This window comes from Candidatus Competibacter denitrificans Run_A_D11, assembly GCF_001051235.1.
In the GTDB taxonomy this organism is placed as follows: Bacteria; Pseudomonadota; Gammaproteobacteria; order Competibacterales; family Competibacteraceae; genus Competibacter_A; species Competibacter_A denitrificans.
This window is the reverse complement of the sequence record NZ_CBTJ020000057.1, coordinates 61,222-85,525: the sequence shown is the minus strand read 5'-3', so window position 1 is coordinate 85,525 and position 24,304 is coordinate 61,222. Positions and strand designations below refer to the sequence as shown.

General features: G+C 55.7%; 24 protein-coding genes. 12 read left to right on the top strand and 12 right to left on the bottom strand.

Annotated elements, in window-relative coordinates:
- The first annotated feature begins 144 nt into the window (after positions 1-144).
- From BN873_RS12750 to BN873_RS12730, 4 genes are all read left to right on the top strand, one after another.
- Positions 145-438, top strand: coding sequence for a type II toxin-antitoxin system Phd/YefM family antitoxin (locus BN873_RS12750; RefSeq protein ID WP_048674242.1), 294 nt, complete (start codon positions 145-147; stop codon positions 436-438).
- Positions 422-622, top strand: a complete 201-nt coding sequence (locus tag BN873_RS12745) for a type II toxin-antitoxin system RelE/ParE family toxin (RefSeq protein ID WP_048674240.1) — start codon at positions 422-424, stop codon at positions 620-622. Before BN873_RS12750 ends, BN873_RS12745 begins: the two co-directional genes overlap by 17 nt.
- A gap of 124 nt (positions 623-746) precedes the next feature.
- Complete coding sequence (locus tag BN873_RS12740; protein ID WP_048674238.1) at positions 747-1,841, top strand: Fic family protein; 1,095 nt, start codon at positions 747-749, stop codon at positions 1,839-1,841.
- A 452-nt stretch (positions 1,842-2,293) separates the two neighbouring features.
- The gene (locus BN873_RS12730) at positions 2,294-2,515 is read left to right on the top strand and encodes a hypothetical protein (RefSeq protein ID WP_048674233.1); all 222 of its coding nucleotides are present in this window, start codon (positions 2,294-2,296) and stop codon (positions 2,513-2,515) included.
- A gap of 378 nt (positions 2,516-2,893) precedes the next feature.
- Here the strand turns inward: BN873_RS12730 and BN873_RS12725 are convergent, their stop codons facing one another.
- Positions 2,894-3,769 carry a ParB/RepB/Spo0J family partition protein gene (locus BN873_RS12725; protein ID WP_082161275.1) on the bottom strand — a complete coding sequence of 292 codons (876 nt, stop codon included), beginning with the start codon at positions 3,767-3,769 and terminating at the stop codon, positions 2,894-2,896.
- Positions 3,770-3,935: 166 nt separating this feature from the next.
- On the opposite strand from BN873_RS12725, the gene BN873_RS12720 reads away from it, so the two are divergent.
- Together BN873_RS12720 and BN873_RS12715 are read left to right on the top strand one after the other, a co-directional pair.
- Positions 3,936-4,541: an AAA family ATPase gene (locus BN873_RS12720; protein ID WP_071244193.1), complete on the top strand. Its 606-nt coding sequence runs from the start codon at positions 3,936-3,938 to the stop codon at positions 4,539-4,541.
- A gap of 24 nt (positions 4,542-4,565) precedes the next feature.
- A complete protein-coding gene (locus BN873_RS12715) occupies positions 4,566-5,477 on the top strand; it encodes a ProQ/FINO family protein (RefSeq protein WP_048674229.1) in 912 nt (303 codons plus the stop codon).
- 287 nt (positions 5,478-5,764) lie between these two features.
- Here the strand turns inward: BN873_RS12715 and BN873_RS12710 are convergent, their stop codons facing one another.
- From BN873_RS12710 to BN873_RS19585, 4 genes are read right to left on the bottom strand one after another with little or no spacing between them, the layout of a single operon-like run.
- Complete coding sequence (locus BN873_RS12710; RefSeq protein WP_048674227.1) at positions 5,765-6,487, bottom strand: M48 family metallopeptidase; 723 nt, start codon at positions 6,485-6,487, stop codon at positions 5,765-5,767.
- Entirely contained in the window at positions 6,484-9,594 is a 3,111-nt protein-coding gene (locus BN873_RS12705) for a type I restriction endonuclease subunit R (protein ID WP_048674225.1), read from the bottom strand. Before BN873_RS12705 ends, BN873_RS12710 begins: the two co-directional genes overlap by 4 nt.
- Positions 9,591-10,634, bottom strand: coding sequence for a PDDEXK nuclease domain-containing protein (locus tag BN873_RS12700; RefSeq protein WP_048674223.1), 1,044 nt, complete (start codon positions 10,632-10,634; stop codon positions 9,591-9,593). The genes BN873_RS12705 and BN873_RS12700 overlap by 4 nt, the downstream gene beginning before the upstream one ends.
- Positions 10,631-11,137 (bottom strand): restriction endonuclease subunit S, encoded by a 507-nt coding sequence (locus BN873_RS19585; RefSeq protein WP_171820475.1) that lies wholly within the window; start codon positions 11,135-11,137, stop codon positions 10,631-10,633. The genes BN873_RS12700 and BN873_RS19585 overlap by 4 nt, the downstream gene beginning before the upstream one ends.
- Before the next feature lie 42 nt (positions 11,138-11,179).
- Between BN873_RS19585 and BN873_RS20435 the strand changes: the two genes are divergently transcribed.
- Complete coding sequence (locus BN873_RS20435) at positions 11,180-11,350, top strand: hypothetical protein (protein WP_171820474.1); 171 nt, start codon at positions 11,180-11,182, stop codon at positions 11,348-11,350.
- A gap of 65 nt (positions 11,351-11,415) precedes the next feature.
- Here BN873_RS20435 and BN873_RS12690 read toward each other — a convergent pair whose 3' ends face one another.
- The 6 genes from BN873_RS12690 to BN873_RS12665 form a co-directional block, all read right to left on the bottom strand.
- A complete protein-coding gene (locus BN873_RS12690) occupies positions 11,416-11,955 on the bottom strand; it encodes a restriction endonuclease subunit S domain-containing protein (RefSeq protein WP_048674221.1) in 540 nt (179 codons plus the stop codon).
- Positions 11,946-14,366 carry a type I restriction-modification system subunit M gene (locus BN873_RS12685; RefSeq protein ID WP_048674219.1) on the bottom strand — a complete coding sequence of 807 codons (2,421 nt, stop codon included), beginning with the start codon at positions 14,364-14,366 and terminating at the stop codon, positions 11,946-11,948. Before BN873_RS12685 ends, BN873_RS12690 begins: the two co-directional genes overlap by 10 nt.
- A 482-nt stretch (positions 14,367-14,848) precedes the next feature.
- On the bottom strand, positions 14,849-16,303 hold the full coding sequence (locus BN873_RS12680; protein WP_139031717.1) for a peptidoglycan binding domain-containing protein: 1,455 nt from the start codon (positions 16,301-16,303) through the stop codon (positions 14,849-14,851).
- A 533-nt stretch (positions 16,304-16,836) separates the two neighbouring features.
- Positions 16,837-17,352, bottom strand: a complete 516-nt coding sequence (locus BN873_RS12675; protein WP_048674216.1) for a DUF3455 domain-containing protein — start codon at positions 17,350-17,352, stop codon at positions 16,837-16,839.
- Between the two features lie 124 nt (positions 17,353-17,476).
- Positions 17,477-18,616, bottom strand: a complete 1,140-nt coding sequence (locus tag BN873_RS12670) for a TIGR03118 family protein (protein WP_082161272.1) — start codon at positions 18,614-18,616, stop codon at positions 17,477-17,479.
- A gap of 379 nt (positions 18,617-18,995) precedes the next feature.
- Positions 18,996-19,856 (bottom strand): class I SAM-dependent methyltransferase, encoded by an 861-nt coding sequence (locus BN873_RS12665; protein ID WP_048674214.1) that lies wholly within the window; start codon positions 19,854-19,856, stop codon positions 18,996-18,998.
- 344 nt (positions 19,857-20,200) lie between these two features.
- Here BN873_RS12665 and BN873_RS12660 point away from each other — a divergent pair, with 344 nt between their 5' ends.
- Positions 20,201-20,746: a sigma-70 family RNA polymerase sigma factor gene (locus BN873_RS12660; protein WP_048674259.1), complete on the top strand. Its 546-nt coding sequence runs from the start codon at positions 20,201-20,203 to the stop codon at positions 20,744-20,746.
- Positions 20,746-21,507 carry an anti-sigma factor family protein gene (locus BN873_RS12655; RefSeq protein WP_048674212.1) on the top strand — a complete coding sequence of 254 codons (762 nt, stop codon included), beginning with the start codon at positions 20,746-20,748 and terminating at the stop codon, positions 21,505-21,507. The genes BN873_RS12660 and BN873_RS12655 overlap by 1 nt, the downstream gene beginning before the upstream one ends.
- Positions 21,508-21,662: 155 nt before the next feature.
- Here the strand turns inward: BN873_RS12655 and BN873_RS12650 are convergent, their stop codons facing one another.
- On the bottom strand, positions 21,663-21,854 hold the full coding sequence (locus BN873_RS12650) for a helix-turn-helix domain-containing protein (RefSeq protein WP_048674210.1): 192 nt from the start codon (positions 21,852-21,854) through the stop codon (positions 21,663-21,665).
- A 510-nt stretch (positions 21,855-22,364) separates the two neighbouring features.
- Between BN873_RS12650 and BN873_RS12645 the strand changes: the two genes are divergently transcribed.
- Genes BN873_RS12645 through BN873_RS12635 form a run of 3 tightly spaced genes read left to right on the top strand, consistent with a single transcriptional unit; the run spans position 22,365 to position 24,283 of the window.
- Complete coding sequence (locus BN873_RS12645) at positions 22,365-22,631, top strand: BufA1 family periplasmic bufferin-type metallophore (RefSeq protein WP_048674208.1); 267 nt, start codon at positions 22,365-22,367, stop codon at positions 22,629-22,631.
- A 10-nt stretch (positions 22,632-22,641) separates the two neighbouring features.
- Positions 22,642-23,517, top strand: coding sequence for an MNIO family bufferin maturase (gene bufB, locus BN873_RS12640; RefSeq protein ID WP_048674206.1), 876 nt, complete (start codon positions 22,642-22,644; stop codon positions 23,515-23,517).
- A complete protein-coding gene (locus BN873_RS12635) occupies positions 23,501-24,283 on the top strand; it encodes an HvfC/BufC N-terminal domain-containing protein (RefSeq protein WP_048674204.1) in 783 nt (260 codons plus the stop codon). Before bufB ends, BN873_RS12635 begins: the two co-directional genes overlap by 17 nt.
- Positions 24,284-24,304 lie beyond the last annotated feature (21 nt).

Genomic DNA, 24,304 nt, shown 5'->3' with positions numbered 1-24,304 from the left:
GCGTCGCAAGCAAAAACTGGATGTAATCTTCATCGGTCACTTTCGCTGGATTCATTCCGTCCTTTTACTCCATCAGATCCAACTGCGTAACTCCTATTATTATAAGCCGAAAACTATCTGTTAATTTTCAGGAGAAGTGCTGCCATGTTTACGATGGATGCTATACACCCGGTTTCGGACTTTAGCCGCAAGCCCGCCGAGCACATCAAGCGCCTGAAGGAGACCGGAAAGCCTGAAATTCTGACCGCGAACGGCAAGGCCGAACTGGTCATCCAGTCCGCCAAGGCTTATGAAGAGATGGTTGAACTTAACGGGACGCTCGAAAAAATTGCCCGTGCCGCCAAAGAGCACGACGAAGGCGAAGCGATTCCGATGGATCATTTCTTCGATGAGTTCGAGAAAAGGCATGGTTTGACGCGCGATGCTGCACAAGGTTGAGATTGCCCCGGAAGCGGCAAAAGAGATCGAGGACCTCTATCTCTATGTCGCACAGGCTTCTCTTGAAAACGCGGCGCGTTGGTATTTTGCCATTCATGACAAAATTGAGACGTTGAAGGAGTCGCCAAACCGTTGCCGGGTGGCTTTTGAAAGTCGTTTCTACAGTAGATGGGGTAGTAGCTGATTTCTTCCTAGGAAGATCATTTCTAAATGAAAGGCATAATTCTGTCATAAATCTTGTATTCTTAATACTTTAGCTTCTTCTGCGGAGAAAAGAGGCTATAATCTCCGCACGGGATGCGGAGATTATGACCACCTATATTCATGAGTTACCGGATTGGCCTCACTTCCGGTGGGATGAAAAACGCCTTGCAGCCCAGGTGGCGGCGGTACGTCATCGGCAAGGCCGAATACTGGGTACTCTTGAGGGGCTAGGCATCACATTACGTGAAGAGGCCATTCTGAAGACGTTAACCGAAGAGGTGATCAAGTCCAGCGAGATCGAGGGCGAAATCCTGGATCGCGAACAGGTACGGTCTTCTCTTGCCCGTCGCCTCGGTATAGATATCGGAGCCTTGAAACCGGAAGACCGGCGTATTGAAGGGATCGTTGATATGATCCTCGACGCCACGCAGAACTACAGACAACCACTGACCGCTAAAAGGCTGTGTGGCTGGCACGCGGCGTTTTTTCCAACTGGCTATAGCGGGTTGTACCAGATTACCGTGGGCAGATGGCGCACGGAAGAATCCGGCCCGATACGCGTAGTTTCCGGCCCTATAGGGCGCGAGCGCACCCATTTTGAAGCGCCGGAGGCGACACGGCTTGAGGTCGAAATGGCGACCTTTCTCGAATGGATTGAAGACAAAACCATTGACAGCCGGGTTGACCCGGTGTTGCGGGCGGCTATCGCTCATCTTTGGTTTGTGACCCTTCATCCGCTTGAGGACGGCAACGGACGTATAGGCCGCGCCATCATCGATATGATGTTGGCGCGATCCGAAGAAAGCGGGTCGCGTTTTTACAGCATGTCAGCGCAAATCCGCAAAGAACGCGGAAAGTACTATGACGCCCTGGAGAGGGCGCAAAAAGGCGATCTGGAGATTACGGGCTATCTTGAGTGGTTTCTCGGTTGTCTGGAACGCGCTTTCGTGGGTGCGGAGACTGTTTTAAAAGAGGTGCTTAGAAAAGCTCGCTTCTGGAAACAGCATTCGGGAGAAGCCTTCAACGCCCGTCAACGCGCTATCCTCAATCGGCTCATGGACGGTTTTGAGGGGAAGCTCACCTCATCCAAATGGGCGAAAATAGCCAAATGCTCACAAGACACCGCCAGTCGTGATATTGAAGACCTTATTAAAAAACATATCCTTAGGAGTTACGCAGTTGGATCTCTAACGCTCTGATTTTAAAAGAAATCGACTTGTGTGGCAGACAGCCGAAATCTTCTATTAATCAATCACTTAGAATTTCAACTGCGTAACTCCTAATCCTGAAAAAAGACGACGCTGGCGGGCGTAGCACTCGTTACTCTCTCGTGGAGAGTATGGGCGACGATAAACCGTTGTAGCTGGCCCGGTATGCGGCAACCTGCCTTGTCCCCTTTGCTATGCGGCCCGCTCTGATCGCGTCGATTCCCTCGTGTCTCACCACATCAGACTCCTGATTCCAAACCGGATTGATCTCGCATCCCCGTCCTTTCTTATCGGCAGACCGTAAGCCCACCACCGCCCACCGCAACAGGCCACCTCTGTGCTTCGGCCTTTGGGGTGCCGCCGCCGTCTGATAGCGATCTTTGGGTGCTGCCAGAAAGGCCGCGAGGGTCACGGCCTCTCGGTTAGGAATCAGGAGACGTTTCATGGCCAAGAAAACGTCCATTCCAGTCACCAAAGCGCCCGCCTTCATCGTCTGGTTTGCACCGGAACGTGCTGGTTCACCTTGGACGCACCTGGGAGCGCTCTGGCCGACCCAGAGCGGCAAGGGCTACCGCATAAGCCTGGATTCCATACCGATTGGCGCGGGCCGTTGCTTCGTGATGCCCTACGAACCTCACACGGTCAGCCAGGGTGAAGGCACGTAAGCGCCTTCTTCCTTACACTATTTGAACGGAAGTTTGTCATGCGCAAACCAGCACCCTTTGACGAGTATGAAATTCAGCCTATCACCGTGCACCAAACCCCAGACGAGCGGCGTAGGCCACCGCAATCAATGCCCGAACTACCGGCAACAGCTGCGATATCGAACCTTATGGGCAGGGCACGCCGGACTCTACCCATTGCAAAGGCCATGGCTTAGGGGCGATGCCCCTCGCGCGGGCCAGGGTGCGGGTGACACCCGAAAGGTGGGATTTCCCTAACCTTCCGCGCCACTGGCTTGTGCAGGCCGGGTGATCCCCCGTCCTACAACGCCTGACAGAGCTACTCTGCTATGCCGCCTAAGAGGGAAAGTCGAGCTTAGGCTATTGATACTGATCCGGTGGTAATCCAAAGCGGTTAAGAATGGCCTCGCATTCTTCTAGCGAGTGATACCGAAACGTAATAAATCCCGCTCCCTTTGGATTTGCACGAATCCTCACCGGAACAGCGAAGTGAGTCTGAAGTAAAGTTTCCAGTCGGACGACATTATTATCTCGGTCTGCTTTCGGTGTTGAAGCGGTTTTTTGTTGTGCGATTACCCGCTCAAGCGTACGCACCGTCCAGGCTTTGGCCATCGCCATTTCTGCTAGCGCACGCTGCTTCTCATGCGACAGTCGATAGAGCAGTCGACCATGACCAGCGGTTAGTTTTCCCTGTTTGATATACGCTTGGATTTCCGGAAGAAGCTTCAATAAACCCAATGTCAGCGTAATGTCTGCTTTGGAGCGGCTTAAAAGTGCTGCCAAATCCTGCTGTGTTAGCTTAAACTCATCAAGCATCCGTTGCAGTCCTTTAGCTGTATCGACTGGATCTAGATCCTCCCGCTGTAAATTTTCCATCAGGGAGATCGTGGCGGCCTCGCGGTTATCAAGCGGGCGCACTATGGCCGCGATCGTGGTCTTTTCAGTGCGAGCTGTTGCCAACCACCGCCGATGACCGGCCACCAGCTCATAACGCTGATTATCTTTCGGTCGCACTATGATGGGTTGTATAAGTCCTGTTTCTTTAATGCTTGCCGCTAACCCATCGAGCGCTTCATCGCTGTAGACTTCTCTTGGCTGGTAAGGGCTGGGATCGATCATGGCTAAGGGAAGCATTTGCATTTCGCCTACCGATTCCCAGTTTTCCACCTGTGCTAGCAAACACTGGCCTGGATTTTGGAGCTTGACGGCTGTTGCCAGGGAAACACGTTTAGCCATGATATAATGCCTTATAAGTGATGGCTCGCTAGGTTATGGTTTACACATGTAAACTCTAACAAGTAGCTCATTTCTTCGAGCCATCGGGCTTGTTCGATTCTTAACCGAAATTTACATGTGTAAACTCGGTCATTGAGCGGTTTCCAGCCTACAACATGATAACGAGATGCGGATCGTAAGCATTGTTTCGCAAAAAGGTGGGGCCGGCAAGACGACGGTGGCCGTTAATTTAGCTGTCGCTGCCTTGGCGGCTGGAGAGGCAGGAACCATCATCGACATTGATCCGCAAGCCACTGCCTCGAACTGGGGCGACAGGCGTCAAACCGCATTTCCTACAATCATTTCCGCGCAAGCGGCGCGCTTGCCTCATGTCCTCAAGCAAGCGAGTTCATCTGCATGGGTTTTCATTGATACTCCGCCAGCGATCAGCAATACAACAATGGCTGCGGTAAAAGTCGCTGATATCGTACTCGTACCAAGCCGAGCCGCGATCTTTGATCTGGATACGCTAAGCGCTACGCTTGATTTGGTTCGTATGGGGCAGCGAGAAGCTGTCGTGGTTCTGAATGCAGTGCCCTCTCGAGGACCGGACACTGAAGAGGCTCGGGAGATAATTTCAAATTATGGTGCCACGGTAGCGCCAATCGCCTTAGGGCATCGGGCAGCGTTTCAACATGCAGGGATTAATGGTTTAGGCGTTGTGGAATACGAACCTGGAGGTAAGGCGGCTTACGAAATTCGGGAGTTGTTTGATTGGTTGCGGGATCTTTGAAGGGACCAGGGAAGGAGAAAAGGTTTGAAACGAGATGAAATCTATCATGGTGCAACTTCAAAGGTCGATACGATGACTGATCTCACCCCACCGCTCGAAGCGTCTCCTGTGCTGCGCGAGCCGATTTCATTAACGGACCGGTTTCCAGAGTGCTTCAACTGGAACCGGGTGCGTCCGCTCAAGATTGGGATTCATCAGGATCTGCTGGCGGTCTTGGGGGAGGGCTTCACCCGTGCGGAGATCAAGCGACTCTTGGGCCGCTATTGTAATCACGTCCGCTATCAACGATCTTTAAGAGAAGGCGCAGTCCGGATCGATTTACAGGGCCAACCGGCGGGGGTGGTAACCGCAGAGGAAGCTGAAGTAGCTCGCGCTCGCCTTCCAGGTAGGACGGCCCCAACCTCTCAATCGCCCCATGGAACCGCGAGCGCCCTAGCGTCTAGCCGCCCTTCTGACGATACGCTATTACCGGAGGATCATCTTGTGCCTGGCCGACTGGAACTGACGGTGAAATTTTCAGAATTGCCAAAACCCTTACCCGTTCAATCGGGCTTGAAAATCGGCATCCAGACCGGGGAGGGGGTGGTCAGTGCTATCTTAGCGACCAAGGTCTGGCGCAAGCTGGAGCAGGCCGCCCAGAGTTATCCGCAGTGGGTGGCCGCCTTAAGCGGCTCCTTGGATCGGATCAAAGACGGCGAGATCCTCCTCAAGCATCCTGCGCTTCAGGTATTTGAGAAGAAGCCAAAACCTGCCGTGGAGTCTACCGCCCCGGCGCCACCTTCCCCACCCCAAGGAACGACCACGCCCACCCCTACGCCCACCCCCACCCCCACCCCAGTGAAAGCGGCGGATGGGATAGGCGCGAAATCCCAAGCGCTGGCTGAATCCAGCCCGAATCCAAATAGGACTCGTCCCACCTTGCGCTTGAAAGGTTAGCGTGAACAACCCCGCTCGGTATCAATCCAGTTCGAGTGACATGGACGCGGGGTAGGGGACGAGGGTAGGGGACGAGGGCAGGCGACAGGCAACGCACTCAAGCCTTTTGTCAGGACGAGAACGATGCAAAGGATGCAGTGGCAGTTGTGACAGCAGCCCGCCAACCGGTACCGTTAAAGCGTAGCGGACATTCCTGCTTTCCACGTCCTTTTGATCGGATCAGTCTTCTGGAGACTCGCTATAACCACGACCGACCGACTATCCGCTTGGCAATGGTCAGTCGCATTTCAACCCGGCCCGCCCCACGATTCCGCTGCCAACGGCAGCGCATTCAATTCCGCCCTTGCCTCCCGCCAGTTTGGATAGTGGGTATCCAGCAGCGCAATGAAACGCGGGTTATGGGTCGGTTCGATCAGGTGCAGCATTTCATGCACCACCACATACTCCAGCAGGTCCTTCGGTTTCTTGACCAGTTCGGTGTTCAGGCGGATCGTGCCAGATCGGTAATTGCAACTACCCCACCGGGTCTTCATGCGTTGCAGGAAGTAGCCGTTGACCGTCACACCCAGAACGAGCTGCCACTTTTGGATCAGCGCGGGCATCGTCTGATGCAGCAGCGCCCGATGCCAGTGGTGCATCACAGCCGCGCGCTTCTCCCGCGAGCTACCCGGGCGGACGATCAGCGTGATGCGCCGGTGATCCAGCTTCACGCCGGGCTTCGTCTCCTGCTCCAGCACCGAGAGGAGATAGCGCCGGCCCCACAAGTCATGACTTTCCCGCTCGATAAACTGGCGGGGTGTTTCGCGGGCCTGGGCTTGGAGCTTGGTCTGCTGGTTGCGAATCCAGCCGAGTTTGGAGATGGCGTAGGCGCGGGCGACGTCCAGGCGGGTGTGGGTCGGCACCACCAGGGTGACGTGTCCCATCGGCGGATGGACTGACAGATGCACATGCTTGACCGCCTTGCGGGTAATTTCGATGGTCAGTTCGCCCAACTGGATGCTTTTCTTCATGGATAGCCCTGCTGGTTCTTGACGATCTCGAACATAGCCTGGGTGGCGGTGCGATCCCGGTTGAACAGCGGGAACAGCGCGTTCAGTACCTGGGCACCCCGGGGGCCGTCGGCATCGTCCTGCCAGCCCGCCGGGGCCTGTTCGCGGAGGGTTCGGTCGATTTGCAAGGCCAGTTCCGCCTTGCTGTCCTCATCAGCGGGGCACTGGAAGTGTTCACAGGGAATGGTGGCCAGGTTGTTGAAGAGGACGGTGGCCTCGCGGTTCCCGTGCAGCACCGCCGGTACGCCAGCCTGGGGCTGCTTCGCGGCCAGTTGGCGCACCAGTGCTTCGGCTTTCTTGAGAAATTCCTCGTAGGCATCGGCATCGTCCCTGCTCTGCTGGATTAGGTCGTCCAAGAGCTTGGACATCTGATCGTAAAACTTCGGATCGGTGAGCTGATCGCGGATGATGGTCTTGCGGACGTTGTTGATGATGCCTTCGGCGACCGCATTCCTGGTGAGCTGGCCCTTTTCATTCAGCTTGCGGGCAATGGCATCGTGGATGCCGGTTTCGATGATCAGCTCGGTCAGCGACAACTCGCCCAGTTCCCCCAGTGCCGTCGCGGTATCGGCCTGAATGTAGGTGTTGATGAGGTGGCGCATGTCCGCCTCGTAGGGTTTGATGTCCAGCTCCTCACCGGAGTGTTTTTTGATCGCGGCGCGGAGTTCTGTGTAAAACGCTGCTTCCTGTTGCAGGGCCGTCACCTCGGCATCATGGTAGCCAGCCTCGCTGAGATTCTGGGCCAGGTCGGCATAAGCCCGGGTAAAGAGCGCCACAGCCTTGTAGAACGACACCCGCAGCGGCTCGGTTTCATTCAGCGCATTCGGGTTGGCCGCGTCACCGCAGAAGTAACGCAGGTACTGCTCCATTGCTTTGGGCTGAGGCACCGGCTCGCACAGGTAATACAAGGCTTGGCGGGCCTCGTCCAGTTGCTTCTTGCCTTCGACCAGCCAGTTCTTGAGATGGACGTTGTTTTCGCCGCCGCTGCCCGCGTCGATGTCCAGTTCATCGGAGCTATACACGGCGATGGCCTGCTGCACGTCCCCGAACAGTTCCTTGTAATCGACGATGTGGCCGTAATCCTTGTCGTCGCCGTCCAGCCGGTTGGTGCGGCAAATGGCCTGGAACAGATTGTGGTCGCGCAACTCGTTGTCCAGGTAAATGTAGGTGCAACTGGGCGCATCGAAGCCGGTCAGCAGCTTGCTGACCACGATCAACAGTTTCAGGTTGGCCGGCTCGTCCTTGAAACGACGCTTGACCTCGTGCTCGTACTCCGTGGTGGTCTGGCCCTTGCCTAGGACATGCCGGGTATAGGTGTCGAACTTGTAGCGCTCGTCGCTGTTGGGCGGTTCTCTGGAGATGGCGTTGTGGTTCGGTTCAAAGGAGGTGACGATGCCGCAATACGGGCCGAACGCGGTGTTCTGGAATAGGCGGAAATAATGACAGGCGTCGTAGATCGATGCCGCCACCAGAAGCGCCGTGCCCCGGTCGTTGTTGAGCCGAGGCTTCAGCGCGAAGTCCTGAATGATGTCGGCGATAATGCGCTGCTTGCGCTCCGCCGCACTCATCAGATGTTCCAAAGTTGCCCAGGTTTTGCGAACCAGCGCCTTCTGAAAATTGTTGAGGTTTTTGGTCTTCTGCTCGAACCACAGGTCGATGGCGGCGCGGGAACCCAGCCGTTGGGGTACGTCCCGGGCCTCGTACTTCAGATCCAGCACCACCTTGTCGGCTACCGCCTGGTGGAATTTGTAGGTGTGGATGTAGGTGCCGAACACATCCCGCGTCATCTGCTTGTCTTTGCGTAGCAGTGGCGTACCGGTGAAGCCGATGAAGATCGCCCCTGCCAGCCAGCGCTTCATTTGCCGATTCATGTCGCCGCCCTGGGTGCGGTGACATTCATCGACGAAGATATAAAAACGGCCATGCACCCGGGGCGGCTCGCCCTTGAGGTCGGTGGTGTCGAACTTGTGGATCAGCGCGCACAGCAGGCGCGGTGTGGTCGCCCCCAGCGTCTCGATCAGTTCGGCGCGGGAAGTGATGCGCGGTGATGGGGCGCTGTCACCGATGACCCGGGCGTTGCGCATGACGCCAACGATCTGCTGGTCCAGCTCATCCCGGTCGGTGATGATCAGGATACGGGCCTCCGGGTCGTGCTCCAGCAGCCACTTGGCGACCAACACCATCAAGATGCTCTTGCCGCTGCCCTGGGTGTGCCAGATCACCCCGCCTTCCTGCTGGGCGATCCGTTCCTGGGTGGCCTTGACGCCTTGGAACTGGTGTTGACGCGGCACCTTTTTCTGACCGGCATCGAAGATGATGAAGTGTCGGAGCAGATCGAGCAGCCGGGCCTTGTTGCACACCTGCGCCAGCGGCCGGTCGAGCAGGTGGCCGACGTCGGGGGCGACACCGGCGGCGGGCGGCGCTTCGTCTTTCCAGGCCACGAAAAACGACTCCGGCGTGCCGGTGGTGCCATAGCGCAGTCCTTGCGAGTCGCTACCCGCCAGGAGCAGTTGCACCGTGCTGAAGAAGCCCTTGTTGAAGAGTTCTTCCTGGTTGGTGATGAGTTGGCGCACCCCATCGGCCACTTCCACCGAGCTGCGCTTGAGTTCCAGCACGACGATGGCCAGACCGTTCACGTAGAGCACGATGTCGGGTCGGCGCGGGTAACCGCCTTTGAGCGTCACCTCCTCGGCCAGGGCGAAGTGGTTGTTGCCCGGCACGGCCCAGTCGATCAGGTGCACCTTGTCGTGGGGCTGGCCGGCGGCGATCTGCACATCGACGCCGTAGCGCAGCAGTTGGTAGGTGCGCAGGTTGGCCTGGTAGAGGGTGATGCCGGTGCTGTCCGCCGCCGTTAGCAGCTTTTGCAAGGCCGCGGCAATGTGGGCGTCGGAATAGCCACGCCGTTGCAGGTTGGCGCGCAGCAGCTCGGTTTCGATAGGGCGGTTGCTGCTGCGCTGGCGCCAATCACCCAAGTAGTCATAACCGAGGCAGTCCGGGCGCGACGGGTCGGTAAAGAGCGCGATCACGCGATGCTGGGTCTGGCGTTCGGAGCGGCGCGACGGGTTCATGTGCTGTCCTTGTTCTCCAGCAGGCGCGCCCGCGCCCGCGCAATGGATTGGTGCAGGCACGCCCGCAGGATGTCCGGCGGCGGCAGCACGGTCAGGTACTCGGCAACGTGGATGCCACTTTGGCCCAGCTCCAGCAGCTCGATCTGCTCCTGCTTCTTGCTGGTGCATAGAATAATGCCCAACGGCGGGTTTTCATCGGGTTCCTGCTCGTGGCGGGCCAACCAGCGCAGGTATAGCTCCATCTGCCCCTTGTACTCGGCGCGGAAGTCGCCGGTCTTCAACTCCAGCGCCACCAGCCGTTTCAGCTTGCGGTTGTAGAACAACAGGTCGATGTAGAAATCGTCGTTGTCGATCTGTAGGCGCTTCTGGCGGGCAACGAAGGCGAAGCCAGCGCCGAGTTCCAGCAGGAATTGCTCAATCTCGCGCAGGATGGCGTCTTCGAGATCCTTTTCCAGGTAACGGTCGTGGAGGCCGAGAAAGTCCAGCACATAGGGGTCTTTCAGCAGCAGCGCGGGCGAGGGCTGGCCCTGTTCGCGCAACTGTTCCAGATCGTGGCGGAGGGTAGCATCCGGCTGCTTCGAGATCGCCGAGCGCTCAAACAGCATGGACTGCATACGCTCCTGCAACTGGCGCACGCTCCAGCCTTCCAACCGACATAACTCGGTGTAGAAGTCGCGCTTTAACGAATCGTCGAGGGCCGCGATCAGCCGCAGATGTGACCAGCTCAATTCGGCACACAGCGTGTACACAATCTGCGCGTCGGGGTAAGTCTGGGCGAAGCGGATGCACAGTCGCAACTGCCGCGCACTCCAGCCGCGCCCATAGTCGGCGCTCAGTTGCCGACCTAGCGTGGCGACGATCTCCTCGCCATAGCCCGCCCGCTGGCTGCCGAGGATTTCGCGGTGGATGCGTTCGCCGATCCGCCAGTACAGTTGGGTCAGCTCGGCATTCACCGCTGTGGCGGCCCGCTGGCGGGCGGCGTCGATCAGTTGGCGCAGCTCGGCCACCAGCGCCGTATCAGCAGCCGGCAAGGTGTTCATAACAGGCGAATCCGCCCGGTCAGCAGTTCCTGCATCATGGCCTGCTTCAGGGCACGGGTTTTGCTCAGGCGGGCTTCAAGAGCGGCCAGTTCGGCGTCCAGGTCGGAGAGCAGGGCGGCGACGGCGGTTTGTTCGGCCGCTGTTGAAGGGGCATCAATTCTTAACATCACCAGCTTAGAGGCAGACAAGCCAGGTTGAGCTGACGATTCAGAGTACTGATTGAGGTTCATGCGACTCAACACATAGGTCAGCCATTCGATTGCTATATCCGTGTTTGCGGTTACTACAAGCGCGTGCTCAGACGCAAAGAACCGACCTTCGACTCCAACAACATTCCCACACAAAGCATCTTGCCGACCAATCAAGGCGTATTTCCCATCATGCGTAAAAGTCGAGGTGTAACCACGCAAACCATTGCCGCCATAACACAGATAGGCAGAGTGTCCATCAATCCTAGCTGCGGTAATGCTTTCCCCGCTTTTTAGTTTGCATAAATCCCCCAAATACCTCACCTCCCACTCCCCGCTAAACCCCGGCAGTCGGGTTTGCCCGGTAAGGAGTTGCTGCATAGTGGCCTGTTTGAGGTCGCGCTTCTTGGCGATCAGGCGGGTCAGGCCGTCGAGCAGCGCATCTACATCCGACAGGGCGGTGGCGATGGCGCGTTGTTCTTCTATCCGATTTGGAATAGGATAGGAGTTACGCAGTTGGGTCTCTAACGCTCTGATTTTAAAAGAAATCGACCTGTGCAGCAGACAACAGAAATCTTCTATTAATCAATCACTTAGAATTTCAACTGCGTAACTCCTATAGGAATTGATATTTTTCCAAGCGCACCACGAGATATTCTCTTATGTGTCGTCCCACCAACGTGCTCTAGAACTGCATCGAACCACTGCGGTGTTGAGAAGTACTGCACAAGATACTCACGGTCCGCACTATCAGGATTCGGCCTAAAAATCGTTACATCCACAGATGTAATGACGTTTCCCTCACCCAGATCAGGCAAGATACATGCACGACCAGCCGGCTCGGAAAGGCGGCAAATCAACAAATCACCGACAATTAATAGCTTACACTTAAGTTTCTCAAACGAAGCTTTGTATATGTATTTCTTCCCTTCTTTCTCTACATATCGCCCGACACCAATGTTTCCCGTCTGAATTAACCTGATACCTTTGTCAGTGATATGTTCAGCCTCCACCCAGTCGCCATCATTAAAGCGGGCCTTTTGATACCCAGCGATCTCAAAAATTTTTCGAATATCCCAGTCTTCAGGTAGGGCTAAGGCAGCAGTGCGCTTAAGTTCAGGCCTCACCTCCATACCGCCCCCATCCGCTTGAGGTGTTCCTCCACCTTGGCCGACAGCACGGCCACCTCATCCACCAGTTGCGGCAGCGGCGTGGCGTAACGTTCAGCCAGTTCGCGGATGCGCCCGGTCAGAGTTTGGCCTACACGGTCGAGTTCGCCTTGCAGGTCGGCAGCAATCCGTGCCAGCCATTTGTCATCGACCACCAGCGTTTTGATCTCCGCCACGCTCAGCTTAGCGTAGTGGTCATGGGCCTGCTGGTCGAGTTGGACGTCCAGTTCCTTGACCGCTTTCTTGAGCTTGCTTTCTTGGTCGCTCAACTGGAGCCATTGCCTCAGCACCGCCAGTTCGTCCTTGGCGTCGGGATCATGACCGATTTCGTTGATGCGATCTTTCACTTGGGCGGCGTTGATCTTCTCGAAGCCGGAAAAGGCGGCATCCTCACCTCCGTGTTCCTCTTCCAGTTCGCTAACCTGGCTGGCGACAGCTTCAAGTTCGGCCTGTTTGGCCTCCAGCGCCGCCTGTTGCTGGGCAAAGTAGCGGGCAACGAGAAAGGGCTTGGGGATCAGCTCGCAGGCCCAGCCCTTATCCTTCTTTTTACCCTTCTTGTCGGTTTCGACGATACGCGCTGGTTTGGCCACCCAGCCATCAGCGGCGATCAGATAGGCGTCGTCTTGCATGGTTTCCGCCCAGTAGTCCATCAGGTGCTGATAAACCGCGTAGGGATCGAGCAGGGGCGCGGCCTGGAAGGTGGCGAGCAGGGTCTCGGAGACGGTGCCGATCAGGGCCTTGGGATGATCGTTCTGAGCAAAACCCACCAGCTTGGGTGTGAGCGCTTCGCGCCATTTGCTGAACAGCGTGTTCACCTTTTCGGTAAAGGCGATGAACTCCGCGTGACGGAGGATGGTGGCCTTGATCTCGGTCAGCGGCCGCGTGAGACGCGCGTAGCCAGGGCGGCCGGCCGATTCAAACAACGCCGCGCGCAAGCCGGGCATTTGCTGCCAGTCTGCGGCAAAGGCATCAATGTCCCGCTCCGGGATGCCGCCGTTGAGGTGGGCATTGATGTCCTGAAGGTCTTCCGGTTCGCTGCTGTCGATATAGCGCGGCAGGTTAAGATTGAAATCGTTCTTCGCGTCAGCAATCTCGGCAAAGGGCACCCTGCGGGCATAGCGCGGAGTATCGACCTGCCGGGTGAAGGTGTCCACGATCTTGTGGATGTCCTGCTCGCGCAGGCGGTTCTTGTTACCGTCCTTGATGTAGCCCTTACTGGCGTCGATCATGAACACCCCCTTGCGGGCGGTGGCGTTTTCCTTGTCCAGCACCAGGATGCAGGCGGGGATGCCGGTACCGTAGAAGAGGTTAGCGGGTAAGCCGATGATGCCCTTGAGGATGCCGGAGCGCACCAGTCGCTGGCGGATGACCGCCTCGGCATTGCCTCGGAACAGCACGCCGTGGGGCAGGATGCAGGCGGCCTTGCCGGCGCCCTTCATGCTGCGGATGATGTGCAGCAGGTAGGCATAATCGCCCTGCTTGGCGGGCGGCGCGCCCCAACTGAAACGCTGATAAAGGTCGTCCTCCGGGGCCAGGCCGGTGCTCCAGGTCTTGTCGGAAAAGGGCGGGTTGGCGACCACGTAGTCGTAGGTGCGCAGTCGCTCGCCCTCCTTGAACTTGGGGGCCGCCAGGGTGTTGCCAGAGAGGATGGTGGCGGTGGGGAAGTCATGCAGGATCATGTTCATCCGCGCCAGGCCGGCGGTGGTGACATCTTTTTCTTGCCCTTCCAGGGTGATCTTGCGACCGGCTTCGGCGGCGACTTTCAGCAACAGCGAGCCGGAGCCGCAGGTCGGATCGTAGGCGGTGGTGGCGGCCTTGGTGTTCTCCGGCGCAATGCCGATCACCTTGGCGATCACCCGGCTGACTTCGGACGGCGTGTAGAACTGCCCCTTGCTCTTGCCGGAATCCTGGGCGAAGTGACGCATCAGGTATTCGTAGGCGTCGCCGAGGATGTCGTCGTGTTCGGCGCGATTCTTCGAGAAATCCAGCTCCGGCTTCTGGAAAATGCTGATCAGGTTAGACAGACGTTCCACCATCGCCGACCCTTCGCCCAGCTTGTTGGGGTCGTTGAAGTCCGGGAAGTCGCTGTGCGCCAAGCGGATGTTGGCATCGATCAGGGGTTGGATGATCTGGGTGTTGATCTTGTCGCCGATGTCGCTCTTGCCCTTAAGGGCGATCATGTCCTTGAAACTGGCCCCTTTGGGAATGACGACCGGCGGGGCAAAGTCATCGCTGTGAGCGTACTTGTCGCTGATGTACTTGATGAACAGCATGAACAGAACGTAGTCCTTGTATTGGCTGGCATCCATGCCGCCACGCAGTTCATCGCAGGAGGCCCAGAGGGAAGAATAGAGGTCGGATTTTTTGATGGGCATGGGGTACGGCTCGCAACCTTCGACAAAGAGGTCACTTTATATCGGCAAGTGCCCCCGAAGGCGAGCCATCTGGCGATTGGTTGCCTGGGGTCTATGCCGGCCATCCAAACCGTAGCTATTGCGCGGTGGCTTTGACCGAGCCATTTTCAGTCAGCCATCTGCCAGCGTGGCCACCTTGCGCCCGTCGGCACGGTGCCGCAGGTGGTTTTTTAAGACACCGTTGAGCGAGGCAAGGGTTTGCCCCCGTTTGCCTAAACGAGGTGGCGATGCCGCAGCCAGTGCAATAGCCCACTTTGGCACTGGCTGCGGCATCGCCGCCATTCAACAAGCCTTCGTCCCCTCAGGATGATTTGTGGGTAATCGCGTACATCAGAACCCTCGCAACTCGCGCAGTCTGGATTAGACGATTCATCGCTCAAGAAGGCCCTAGATACTGCCAACGTAGCTAGCCCTCATCCATATCATTAGAACAAAAAACCCTACTACAGCGCGGTTAGTGTGCCCGCCAATTGCTCTAAAGCCTTTTTAAGCTTTTCGAGTTGTTCTTGTATTTTTTGGGTATGTTTTTTAATTTCTTGGTTAATTGCATAGGCTTCCTCCACAATGATTGAGATACCAATATCACGTAAATCCTTTACCAATTGTTGGTCGGCATTTATATGCTTGGCAGCACCAGGAACCGCTTTTGCGGCCGCACTTACTATCGGTATAGCCGCCTTTCCCAAAGCCACTACGATATATTTCGCTAACAATTTGAGTGTATCCAGGCCCGCACTAAAATCTTTCGTCAAGGCTGCCTTACCTAATTTCCATATCATCTGACCCACGAAAAAGGCCATAATTTTTTCATCGCGTAATGCCGAATTAGGAATCTCCGATAAAATTCGTTTTAGACACACCCAAAATACTTTATCATACAGCTTCGGGGCGAGGGTTTTGATAACTTGACAGGCTTCATATAAGACATAGACAGCAGCCACACTAATTCGAATGGCCGTTTGATTTTTATAACACCATGGGACTACACTGGCTGTGACAACAAATAAAGCTGCGTAGCCGCTCGTTGCCGATATTGCACCCAATAAAAATTTAGCTTCGATATCAAGCATTGTTTTGAGTGGGGTTAAGGAGCGGGTCAGCCCACTGATAAATGCCGCTGTGTAATCATTCACCCACCCTTCAAGATTCTGCGCGTAAAATCGACCACTTTCGGTGACAAAAACCACTTCCCCTACCAAGGTGTTATCCAGAGAGAATCCAGGCGTTAAACTAAGAATGATCCTCACCCCTCCTTTTATGCCTGGCCACACTTGGCCTACCTTGAGCGTACCTACTAAGCTCACCCAAGGTGATAAAACGGATTGAGTCGAAATAGTATCGGCAATATGGATAGACGTCACATGTTGAACATAGCGGATACTGACTTCAACTGGGGTATGGGAATCATGCCTGAGAAGTGCCACCATTTCTTTAATCAAAAGATCTTCGGCATTGGGTAGTACCGTCGGTGGAGGTAACGGGCCCATGGGGATTTTTGGACCGGATATTACAGTCTTGATGCCTTCCGCTACCTGATTGGCGGCCTTGTTGATCGCAGTGTTTATGGTTTCAGAAAAGCCTTGAGGAGCCGAAACAGTATTCTGCGATTTAATACGATTTACCCACTCAGGTCGAGCACCTACTCGTGCTGCTCCACGCTGATATTTCTTGATGATTGGGTACATGGAACGCCAAGTGGCCGGCCCCAATATCCCATCAGCGACAAGAGGCGGATGGGATTTTTGCCAATTACAAACGGCCTCAACAAAATCCTTGGGAGCCGGAGATTGGGTTTTTAAACCCAATATGTCACATACTTTTTCAAAATGATCAGGCCATTCTGTTTGCCGAGCATAAGAGGGTGTAAATCGAATAGCTACAAAAGTATTACAGGCCATGTTTTAATCCTTAAGGTGTAAAAAATACGAAGGTCTTGATGTGAAGGTAGGTAGTTTTAGCAATTTTCTTGCCAATTTTTCTGAAAACTTAAAACCAATAGAACTTACGCAAAGATCATATTAAGTAATAAATTTTTATGCTCAATGAAGTAATCTCTCAACAAGGTGTGCTTGTATTGACAAGGTGATGTGTTCAGTTTGAACGGTCAAATTTGGCCTGAACCCAGGCCAAGAACGCACAACCCCAACCCCAACACCTATTGATAATAGCCTTGGCATTTCATTCGCAACGCCTCCATACGATTCATTGGGAGTGATGCTTATCCAGTACCGTGTCGCCAAAGAGGAAATACCCTTTAACCTCCGATATACTATTGTCTCAAACCCAATTCTAATTAGCCTTGATGCGATCCGCGCGCCACACAGATAATGAGTAATAGCTGGGTCATGGCTAAATATCTCACAGTGGTTGTAAAGTACGTCAGCGTGTAATGGATTCGGCTCAACAAGTTCTAGTTGAGCGTGCTATTTGATTAGAGCGTTGTGCGATAAAAGTAGTAAGTGGCTGCATACGGTACACGCACCGTCTGCTGTACATTGCGGGAAGAACAAGGCTGCAAGGGTGCGATGCCGCCTGTGGTATGGACCCGCTGAATGCTCTGGACGCGGCTGAAATCGCCTGCGCCCGTAGTCGATTTAGCGGTCAAGAGTAACCAGGGAATGGCGGACGGCTCCGGGCCGGGATTGCGTGACTTAAGTTCACCGACCACGGTACTCCCATCGATGGATTCCCAAGTCGGCCCGGCATAGTGTTTGCCGATGGGATGACCTGCGCGATCCGTCAGCGTGGCCTCTGGTGCTTTGAAATTCCACCCGAAGCCCGAGGGGGCTTCAGGCTTGGCGATACACTCATAGATTTGTACACCCGTCGCCCACGCCTCTAGAAAGACTGATTGATCTTGAGGCGGCTGGAGCATCGTCGGCACATCGGGCGGCACGAGGAGTTTCGACGTGCAGCCGACTGCAAACAGGACGATAACCGACCGCAAGGCAGTGCTACGGCAAGATGTATTCCCTATTGAATTCCTGGGCCAAAATGTGAATTTTAAAATGTTCATTGTTGAATTTCCTGGACTTCACGGGCGCATTGAGGTCGGTCGGTACTACGAGTGACTAGCGATAAGGTTCCGGATCGTCATTTCCGCTGTTACCCGAATCATCAGTGCTGATGTCACTTTCCTTGAGAGAATCATCATTTCCATTATGGGCGGTAATCACATCAATCCGGCCGTAAAGGCCGTGCTGCTCGTCATTGGGACCGGCGGTAAAAAACAAGGTGTTAGTCGGTTGATTGGCAACACCATTGCCGAAACTCAAGCCCCAAAGGCCGTCGATCCGGAGGGGCTGGCGGTCGGCTTGCTGCAATCGACCGTGAAACTTACCGGTTATGAGTTCATAAGCGCTAATGGCCCCATCTCCGAAATTACCGACGAGTAAATGATTGCTAAACCGACCAAAGCTGGCGGGAGCAATCGCCATCCCCCAAGGCGCATTAAGCGTGCCGCGTGACGCCAAACGCCGCACGAGATGGCCATTGGCATCGAAGACATTGATGAAGCCAAGGCCGCGACCCGCCACATCATCTTCCCGATTGTGGTCTTGTTGGGCGTAGGTTACATAAAGATCACCATTAAGGTTTTGGATACCAAACGGTGCGAAACCAGAAGGCAAGCTCGGGTCGCTGAAAGAACCCGAAAGCGTGACAGGTTTGAAATCCTTGTCGAAGACGACGATTTTGTTATTGTGAAAATCCGTTGCGTAGAGGAAATGCCCGGTACCATTCGCAGCCAAGGCAAGACCTTTATAAATCGCACCGGCAGTTGAATTATCGTGGACGGTGACGGCGATGGTGGGCGGGGGAGAGGAAGGAGCGGGTGCCCAAGCCGCCAGAGTGCCGCTTTCGGTAGCGAAGATGAAGCGGCTGGGGTTAGCGCCGACCACGAAATCATTGGAGCTGTTGAAGACGATTCCGGTCGGGTTGCCGCCAGGAATAGTAACGACCAAGGTAGAAGGCGTTCCCGCACCGTCGTAAAGTGTGGAGGTACCGGTTCCAGTGTTGGCTACCCAAACTAGAGCGTTGGGGTTGAAGGCGATGCCCCAAGCATTGACGAGCTTCGGATCGGTATTGGCAGCAGCACCTGCTCGGTCGGACACTAAATTTTTCTGCTCGTAAACGCTCGTATCCGCCCGAGCGGATGGAGCGATCCCCAAGGTCAGTGCTAGCATCGCGAGACTTAACGTTCTACTCAACATAAGAGTTCTCCGTGGATCAATGGAAAATGACTGATCGCCTGGCAGCTAGCGACCGCTCGCTAAGAAATCGGCGGCCTGTGCGCCAGCGTCTTGGCGGACACCCAATGGGACTTGAATCCGTCCGCTCGTTTGGCTCTCATATAGCTAAATACCGTTCGAGCCTCATTTATTCCGGTATGGCGAATAAAATTGAAAAGTCCGTTTGGCGCTCGTGCGGAAATAAAATAATGGTGGGTTCCATTCGTTAGGTCGGTTCAAAGTGATGGAACAATGCATGTTCCATCCGCCATAACAATTGGGGCAAGTGGTGGCGAATTGGCCGCCGGAAAAGTTTGAAAAGGCGTTCGAGATCGTGATCTACACGAACGCCTGCAATTGATTAGGGAACCGGTTTTTTCGCGATCACGATTTCAAGATATTCGCCCGGCACCACCAAGGAGTGAAGGCCACCGAGGTTAAACTCTTCCAATAGGGTCGTCAGATCGGCGGTCAAATCAGCTTGGCGAGCCGCATCGAGCGCGGCAAACACCTTGTGCGTCGGCCCGTAGTAGTTACGAAACACCTCGATCCAATGAGCGGCTGAACGATAGCGAAAATTGAAATTTCGCCGCGCGCAGTGAATGGCGCTAGCCTCAGCTCCGAACAGTTCCTTAAGGCGCGGTTCGAAACCCCACAGCACCGGAGATTTAAGACCAGCCGGTGGCGGAGCGTAGCAGGCGATCAGCTTAAACAATCGGCCAATAAAGCCTTCAGGCGTCCAATTGGCCATACCAATCCGGCCGCCGCCACGCACCACGCGCAGCAGCTCGCGCGCTGCTTGAGTCTGATCGGGGGCAAACATCGCGCCGAAGGTGGAGAGCGCGACATCGAAAGAACCGTCAGCAAAAGGTAGCGCTTCGGCGTCTGCCGTTTGGAATCGAATGTCCAAACCTTCGGCCGCTGCGCGCGCGGCGCCTTTTTCGAGCAAATGCGGTACGTAGTCGGTCGAGGTAACTTGCGCGAAGCGGCGAGCGGCCGCTAGCGTCGCGTTGCCGTTACCGGCCGCCACATCCAACACCCGCTCGTCGGCGCGCACCTCAGCCGCTTCGGCCAGCGACTCGCCGACGATCTGGAGGGTTACCCCGATCATCGCGAAATCCCCGCTGGCCCAAGTGGCCTGCTGGCGTTGCTTGATTGCATTGAAATCAATGGCGGCGCCGGTCGATGCGGTGGCCGGGCCAACATTCGGTTCAAGACCCATGGAAATTCTCCTGATGTAATGAGAACGGAAATCAACAGCACGGTAGCGATTTTGTGAACGATCCGCCGAACGAGACGATGCGCCGTGGTTCGGTCGAAAAGGCCCAGTTACCGCGCTAGGGGTGCTGGCGACTACTCGGTGAGCGGCCTACTGAACTCGCACCAGCGCCCTGCTACTATTCGAGCGATGGCGCTGAAATTCAGGCATTCGTTTGGCTCTCATGAGGACTGAATACCGCTTCGAGCGAATTTATTCCGGCCGAGTGGAAAAATTCTTGAACCGACATGACCCCGGACGGGAATAAAAATACGGATCTGGGGCTTCTCACTGATGAGGTATTAGAATTGGCTGAATTCTCGCGGGCCAGGCGTTTCAAAACGGTCGTGCTGCCGCACCTGAGCGCGGCTTATCGACTGGCGCGCTGGCTGGTTCGCGACGAGAGCGATGCGCAAGATCTAGTACAGGAGGCTTGTGTCTCGGCGTTTACGTCCATTGCCGGCTTTGAAGGCGAAAACGGCAAGGCGTGGCTCTTGACCATCGTTCGCCATGCCTGTTACCGCTGGCTGAAACGTCGCCAGCGCGGACCCGTTACCGAAGAATTTGATGAAACGATGCACAGCTTGGAGGAGGACGGTTCGTCGGTCCATCAACCGAATGAGGATCCCGTGGCTTGGTTATTGCGGGAAGAGAGCCAGCAGCGCGTTTGTCAGGCCCTGGAACGGTTGCCGATAGAATTTAAAGAGGTCATCGTCCTCAGAGAATTGGAAGGTTATTCTTACCGCGAGATTGCTGATATTGTGGCTATACCCACGGGCACAGTCATGTCGCGCCTGGCGCGCGGACGGGCGCTGTTGTGGAAATACCTGGCGGATCAAAGTGGGGAATCTTGATGCACTGCGACGCTTTCCGGGTTCTATTGCACGGGGATCTTGATGGCGAGTTGTCGCCCGCCGAGACAGTCCGTCTGGGTGAACATTTAGCGACTTGCGAAGCGTGCCGGCGCGTCCGTAAGCGGCAATTGACGCTGCGCGCAGCCCTCAAAAAACACGCGGCGGGACAATTTGCGATGCCCAAAGGGTTTCCAATCCGCGTTCTGGCTGCGTTGCCCGCTGAACGGGTGACGCCTTCCCTATTATCGTTCCCTAGACGTTGGTTTGCATTCGGCACGGCGCTCGCCAGCGTGGCGGTACTCGCAGGGGGCCTGACTTACTTTTTAGTGATGTCCGGTCAGGATGAGCGGTTTTTTGATGAGGCCATCGCCGGACATACGCGTTCGCTGCTCGCTGATCACCTGACGGATATCGCATCCTCTGACCCGACAACTGTCCGGGCCTGGTTTCAAGACAAGCTGAATTTTGTACCACCCATCAAGGATATCTCCACCCAAGGTTTCACTTTGGTGGGCGGCCGTTTGGAGTACCTCTATGACCGCGAACTGGCCGCCATCGTCTACCAGCGCGGCGCGACTGCCATCAACATGTTTGTCTGGCTGGCGGAAACCCTCCCAAAAGCGGTGCCTCAACAGTTTTTGGATGAAGGCTTCAGCCTGGAATTATGGGCGGAGGCGGGCATCAATTACTGCGTGGTGGGTAAACTGGATAAAACGGAGCTTGCAGAGTTTGTTCGAGCCTATCGTAATAGGCCGATTTGAAAATCATTTTCAAACATTCTGCCCCGGATCGTTTTCTCTCTCCACTCCCGATCTCTCTAACCTTGAATGATAAAAACTCATTTCTTCGCCCGAAGCACTTGCGATCCGGGGGCCGACGCGCGTCCGCCAGAATCCGTTCTCGCTCCACGGACGTATCATCGCGCGGGTGACCACCCCCCCTGCCGGGGGACCACCGCCGCCAGACCTTCGGCATTGAAACGCGCCACCAAGGCCGCCACCACATCGCCCGATAGGCGACCCGCCGCCCGTGCGGTATCGGTGTAGCTGTGGCCATCCGCCACCGCCACCGCCAGCACCGCTTTAGCGCGCCACTGGGCTGGCCGCAATCGCTTGGCCTCGACTCAAGGGATAAGTTGTTGACGCTCCTCTTCAAGGAGCGGCCGCAGCGGGTTCTTGGGACTGCGGGCCATGGCTACCTTCCTGCTTCGCTATCAACTCATCGCTTATCCCTCGTGAATCAGTCATGGCGACGAGCAAAGCAAGTGACCCACTAGAACCCTTCCTTTTGGCCGCGTGATATCGCGGTGGCCACGAAATAGCGAAGCTCTTTAGCTTCGTATCGCTTTCCTTTGTTTCATATAATTTAATTAACTATTTGAAAAACATTGCTTATATTTTATTTTTTTCACTTGGCACGCCATTTGAAATAGATCGCTATAGGTCGTCACCGTTCGAACCTCAGAGTCAACCTCACTAGGTTTTTTCATTTCGACGGTGCATCCAGACCCAGCCCAGACGGCGTATTGATAAGCGTGGTCTGGCAACTGTGAGAATGTCGCCATTCCACAATGATGCAATGTAGTAGGTTTCAATCCACTCTTTAGGAGTCACATAGTATGAATAGCAAAACCCTCGTCAATTCCGCCCTGGCCAGCGTTTTCGCCCTTGGTTTGGTCGCCAATGCCAGTCAAGCAGTCGCCGCCGATGATAAAAATGCCGAGAAGTGTTACGGCGTCGTTAAGGCGGGCAAGAATGACTGCAAAACCGATGCTCATGCGTGCGCCGGTCAGGCCAACAAGGACGGTCAAGGGGATTCCTGGGTGTTCGTTCCCAAGGGCACCTGCGAAAAAATCATTGGCGGCAGCACTCAGCCAAAGGCGTAAGGCGATTGCTATGAGCACCAAGCCAGGCGCGTCCAGGCTTGGTCCCAGCTCGATTCCGGCCCGTGCCGGAATCGGCCTGCGGGCCGATCACTACGACGCCGTGTTGGAAACCTTGCCACCGGTCGGCTGGTTGGAAGTCCACAGCGAGAACTATTTTGGCGCAGGCGGTAAGCCCTTGGATTATCTGGAGCGCATCCGCGCCCATTATGCCCTGAGCTTACACGGCGTGGGTCTATCCATCGGCTCGACCGATCCGCTTAATCAGCGCCATCTCGCCAAACTGAAAGGATTGATTCAGCGTTTTGAGCCGACCTTGGTTTCGGAACATTTATCCTGGAGTTCAGTCGGTGGGCGCTATCTCAACGACCTGTTACCGCTGCCGTATACCGAAGACGCGCTGGATCATTTCAGCAAGCGTGTGGTGCAAGTACAAGACGCGCTGGGTCGGCAAATCCTGATCGAGAACCCGTCCAGCTATCTGCAATACGCAGCGTCGGCCATCCCTGAATGGGAATTTCTGACGGTGCTGGCCGAACGTAGCGGCTGTGGCGTACTGCTCGATGTCAACAATATCTACGTCAGCGCCCGCAACCACGGCTTCGATGCCAGCGCTTATCTACGGGCGATTCCGCGCCATCTCGTCCGGGAAATCCATCTGGCTGGCTTTACCGTGAATCGTTTTGCTGGCAGTGAAATTTTGATCGACACGCATAGCCGTCCAGTCGATCCGGCGGTGTGGGTGCTGTATCGACAGGCCGTGGCGCGGTTCGGCGCCATTCCAGCCTTGGTCGAATGGGATACCGATCTACCCGAACTGGCGGTGCTGGTCGCCGAGGCCGAGCACGCCGATGCCATTCTGGAGGAATGTCATGTCCAGGCTGCGTGAATTGCAATTAGGCTTTGCTGCCGCCGTGCTGGACGGACGCAGTGGGGATTTTGACCATCAAATTCTAGCTCGGGGATTGAGTGGCGACCGCCGGTTGCAGGTTTACCGCAACAATGTCGCATTGAACCTGCATGGTGCGCTCGCTGCGGTGTATCCGGTCGTCCGCCGGTTAGTGGGTGAGAAGTTTTTTCAGTACGCAGCGGCGCAATACCGCATTCATCATCCGTCCCATTCAGGCGACCTACACGTTTTCGGAGAACATTTCCCTTACTTTCTTGAGACGTTCGAGTCGGTCGCTCATCTAGCGTACCTCCCCGATGTGGCGCGGCTGGAATGGCTCTACCACGACGTTGCTGATGCGGCTCGCCATCCGGCGCTCGACTTGGCAGCGCTGGCTGAGGTACCGGCCGAACGGCAAGGCGAATTGCAGTTTCAACTCCATCCCGCCGCCCGCTTGCTCAAGTCGGCGTTTCCAATTCTCCACATCTGGCAGATTAACCAAGACGATGACGCTGGCGATGCGTCCGTGGATTTGAGCGAAGGCGGCATCCAGTTGCTGATTATCCGCCGCAACAATTTAGAGATCGAATTTTGGCCGCTGGAAAACGGCGAATTCACCCTCCTCCAGGCTTTGGCCGACCAGCAGGATTTCGCCACGGCCTGCGAGCGGGCGATGGCCGCGCAACCAACCCTTGATTTACCCGCCTGCTTTAGCCGGCATGTCATGCACGGCGCGCTCGTCAGTTTTCATTCACTTCGTGCGTAAGCACCGATGACCTCAACCCTT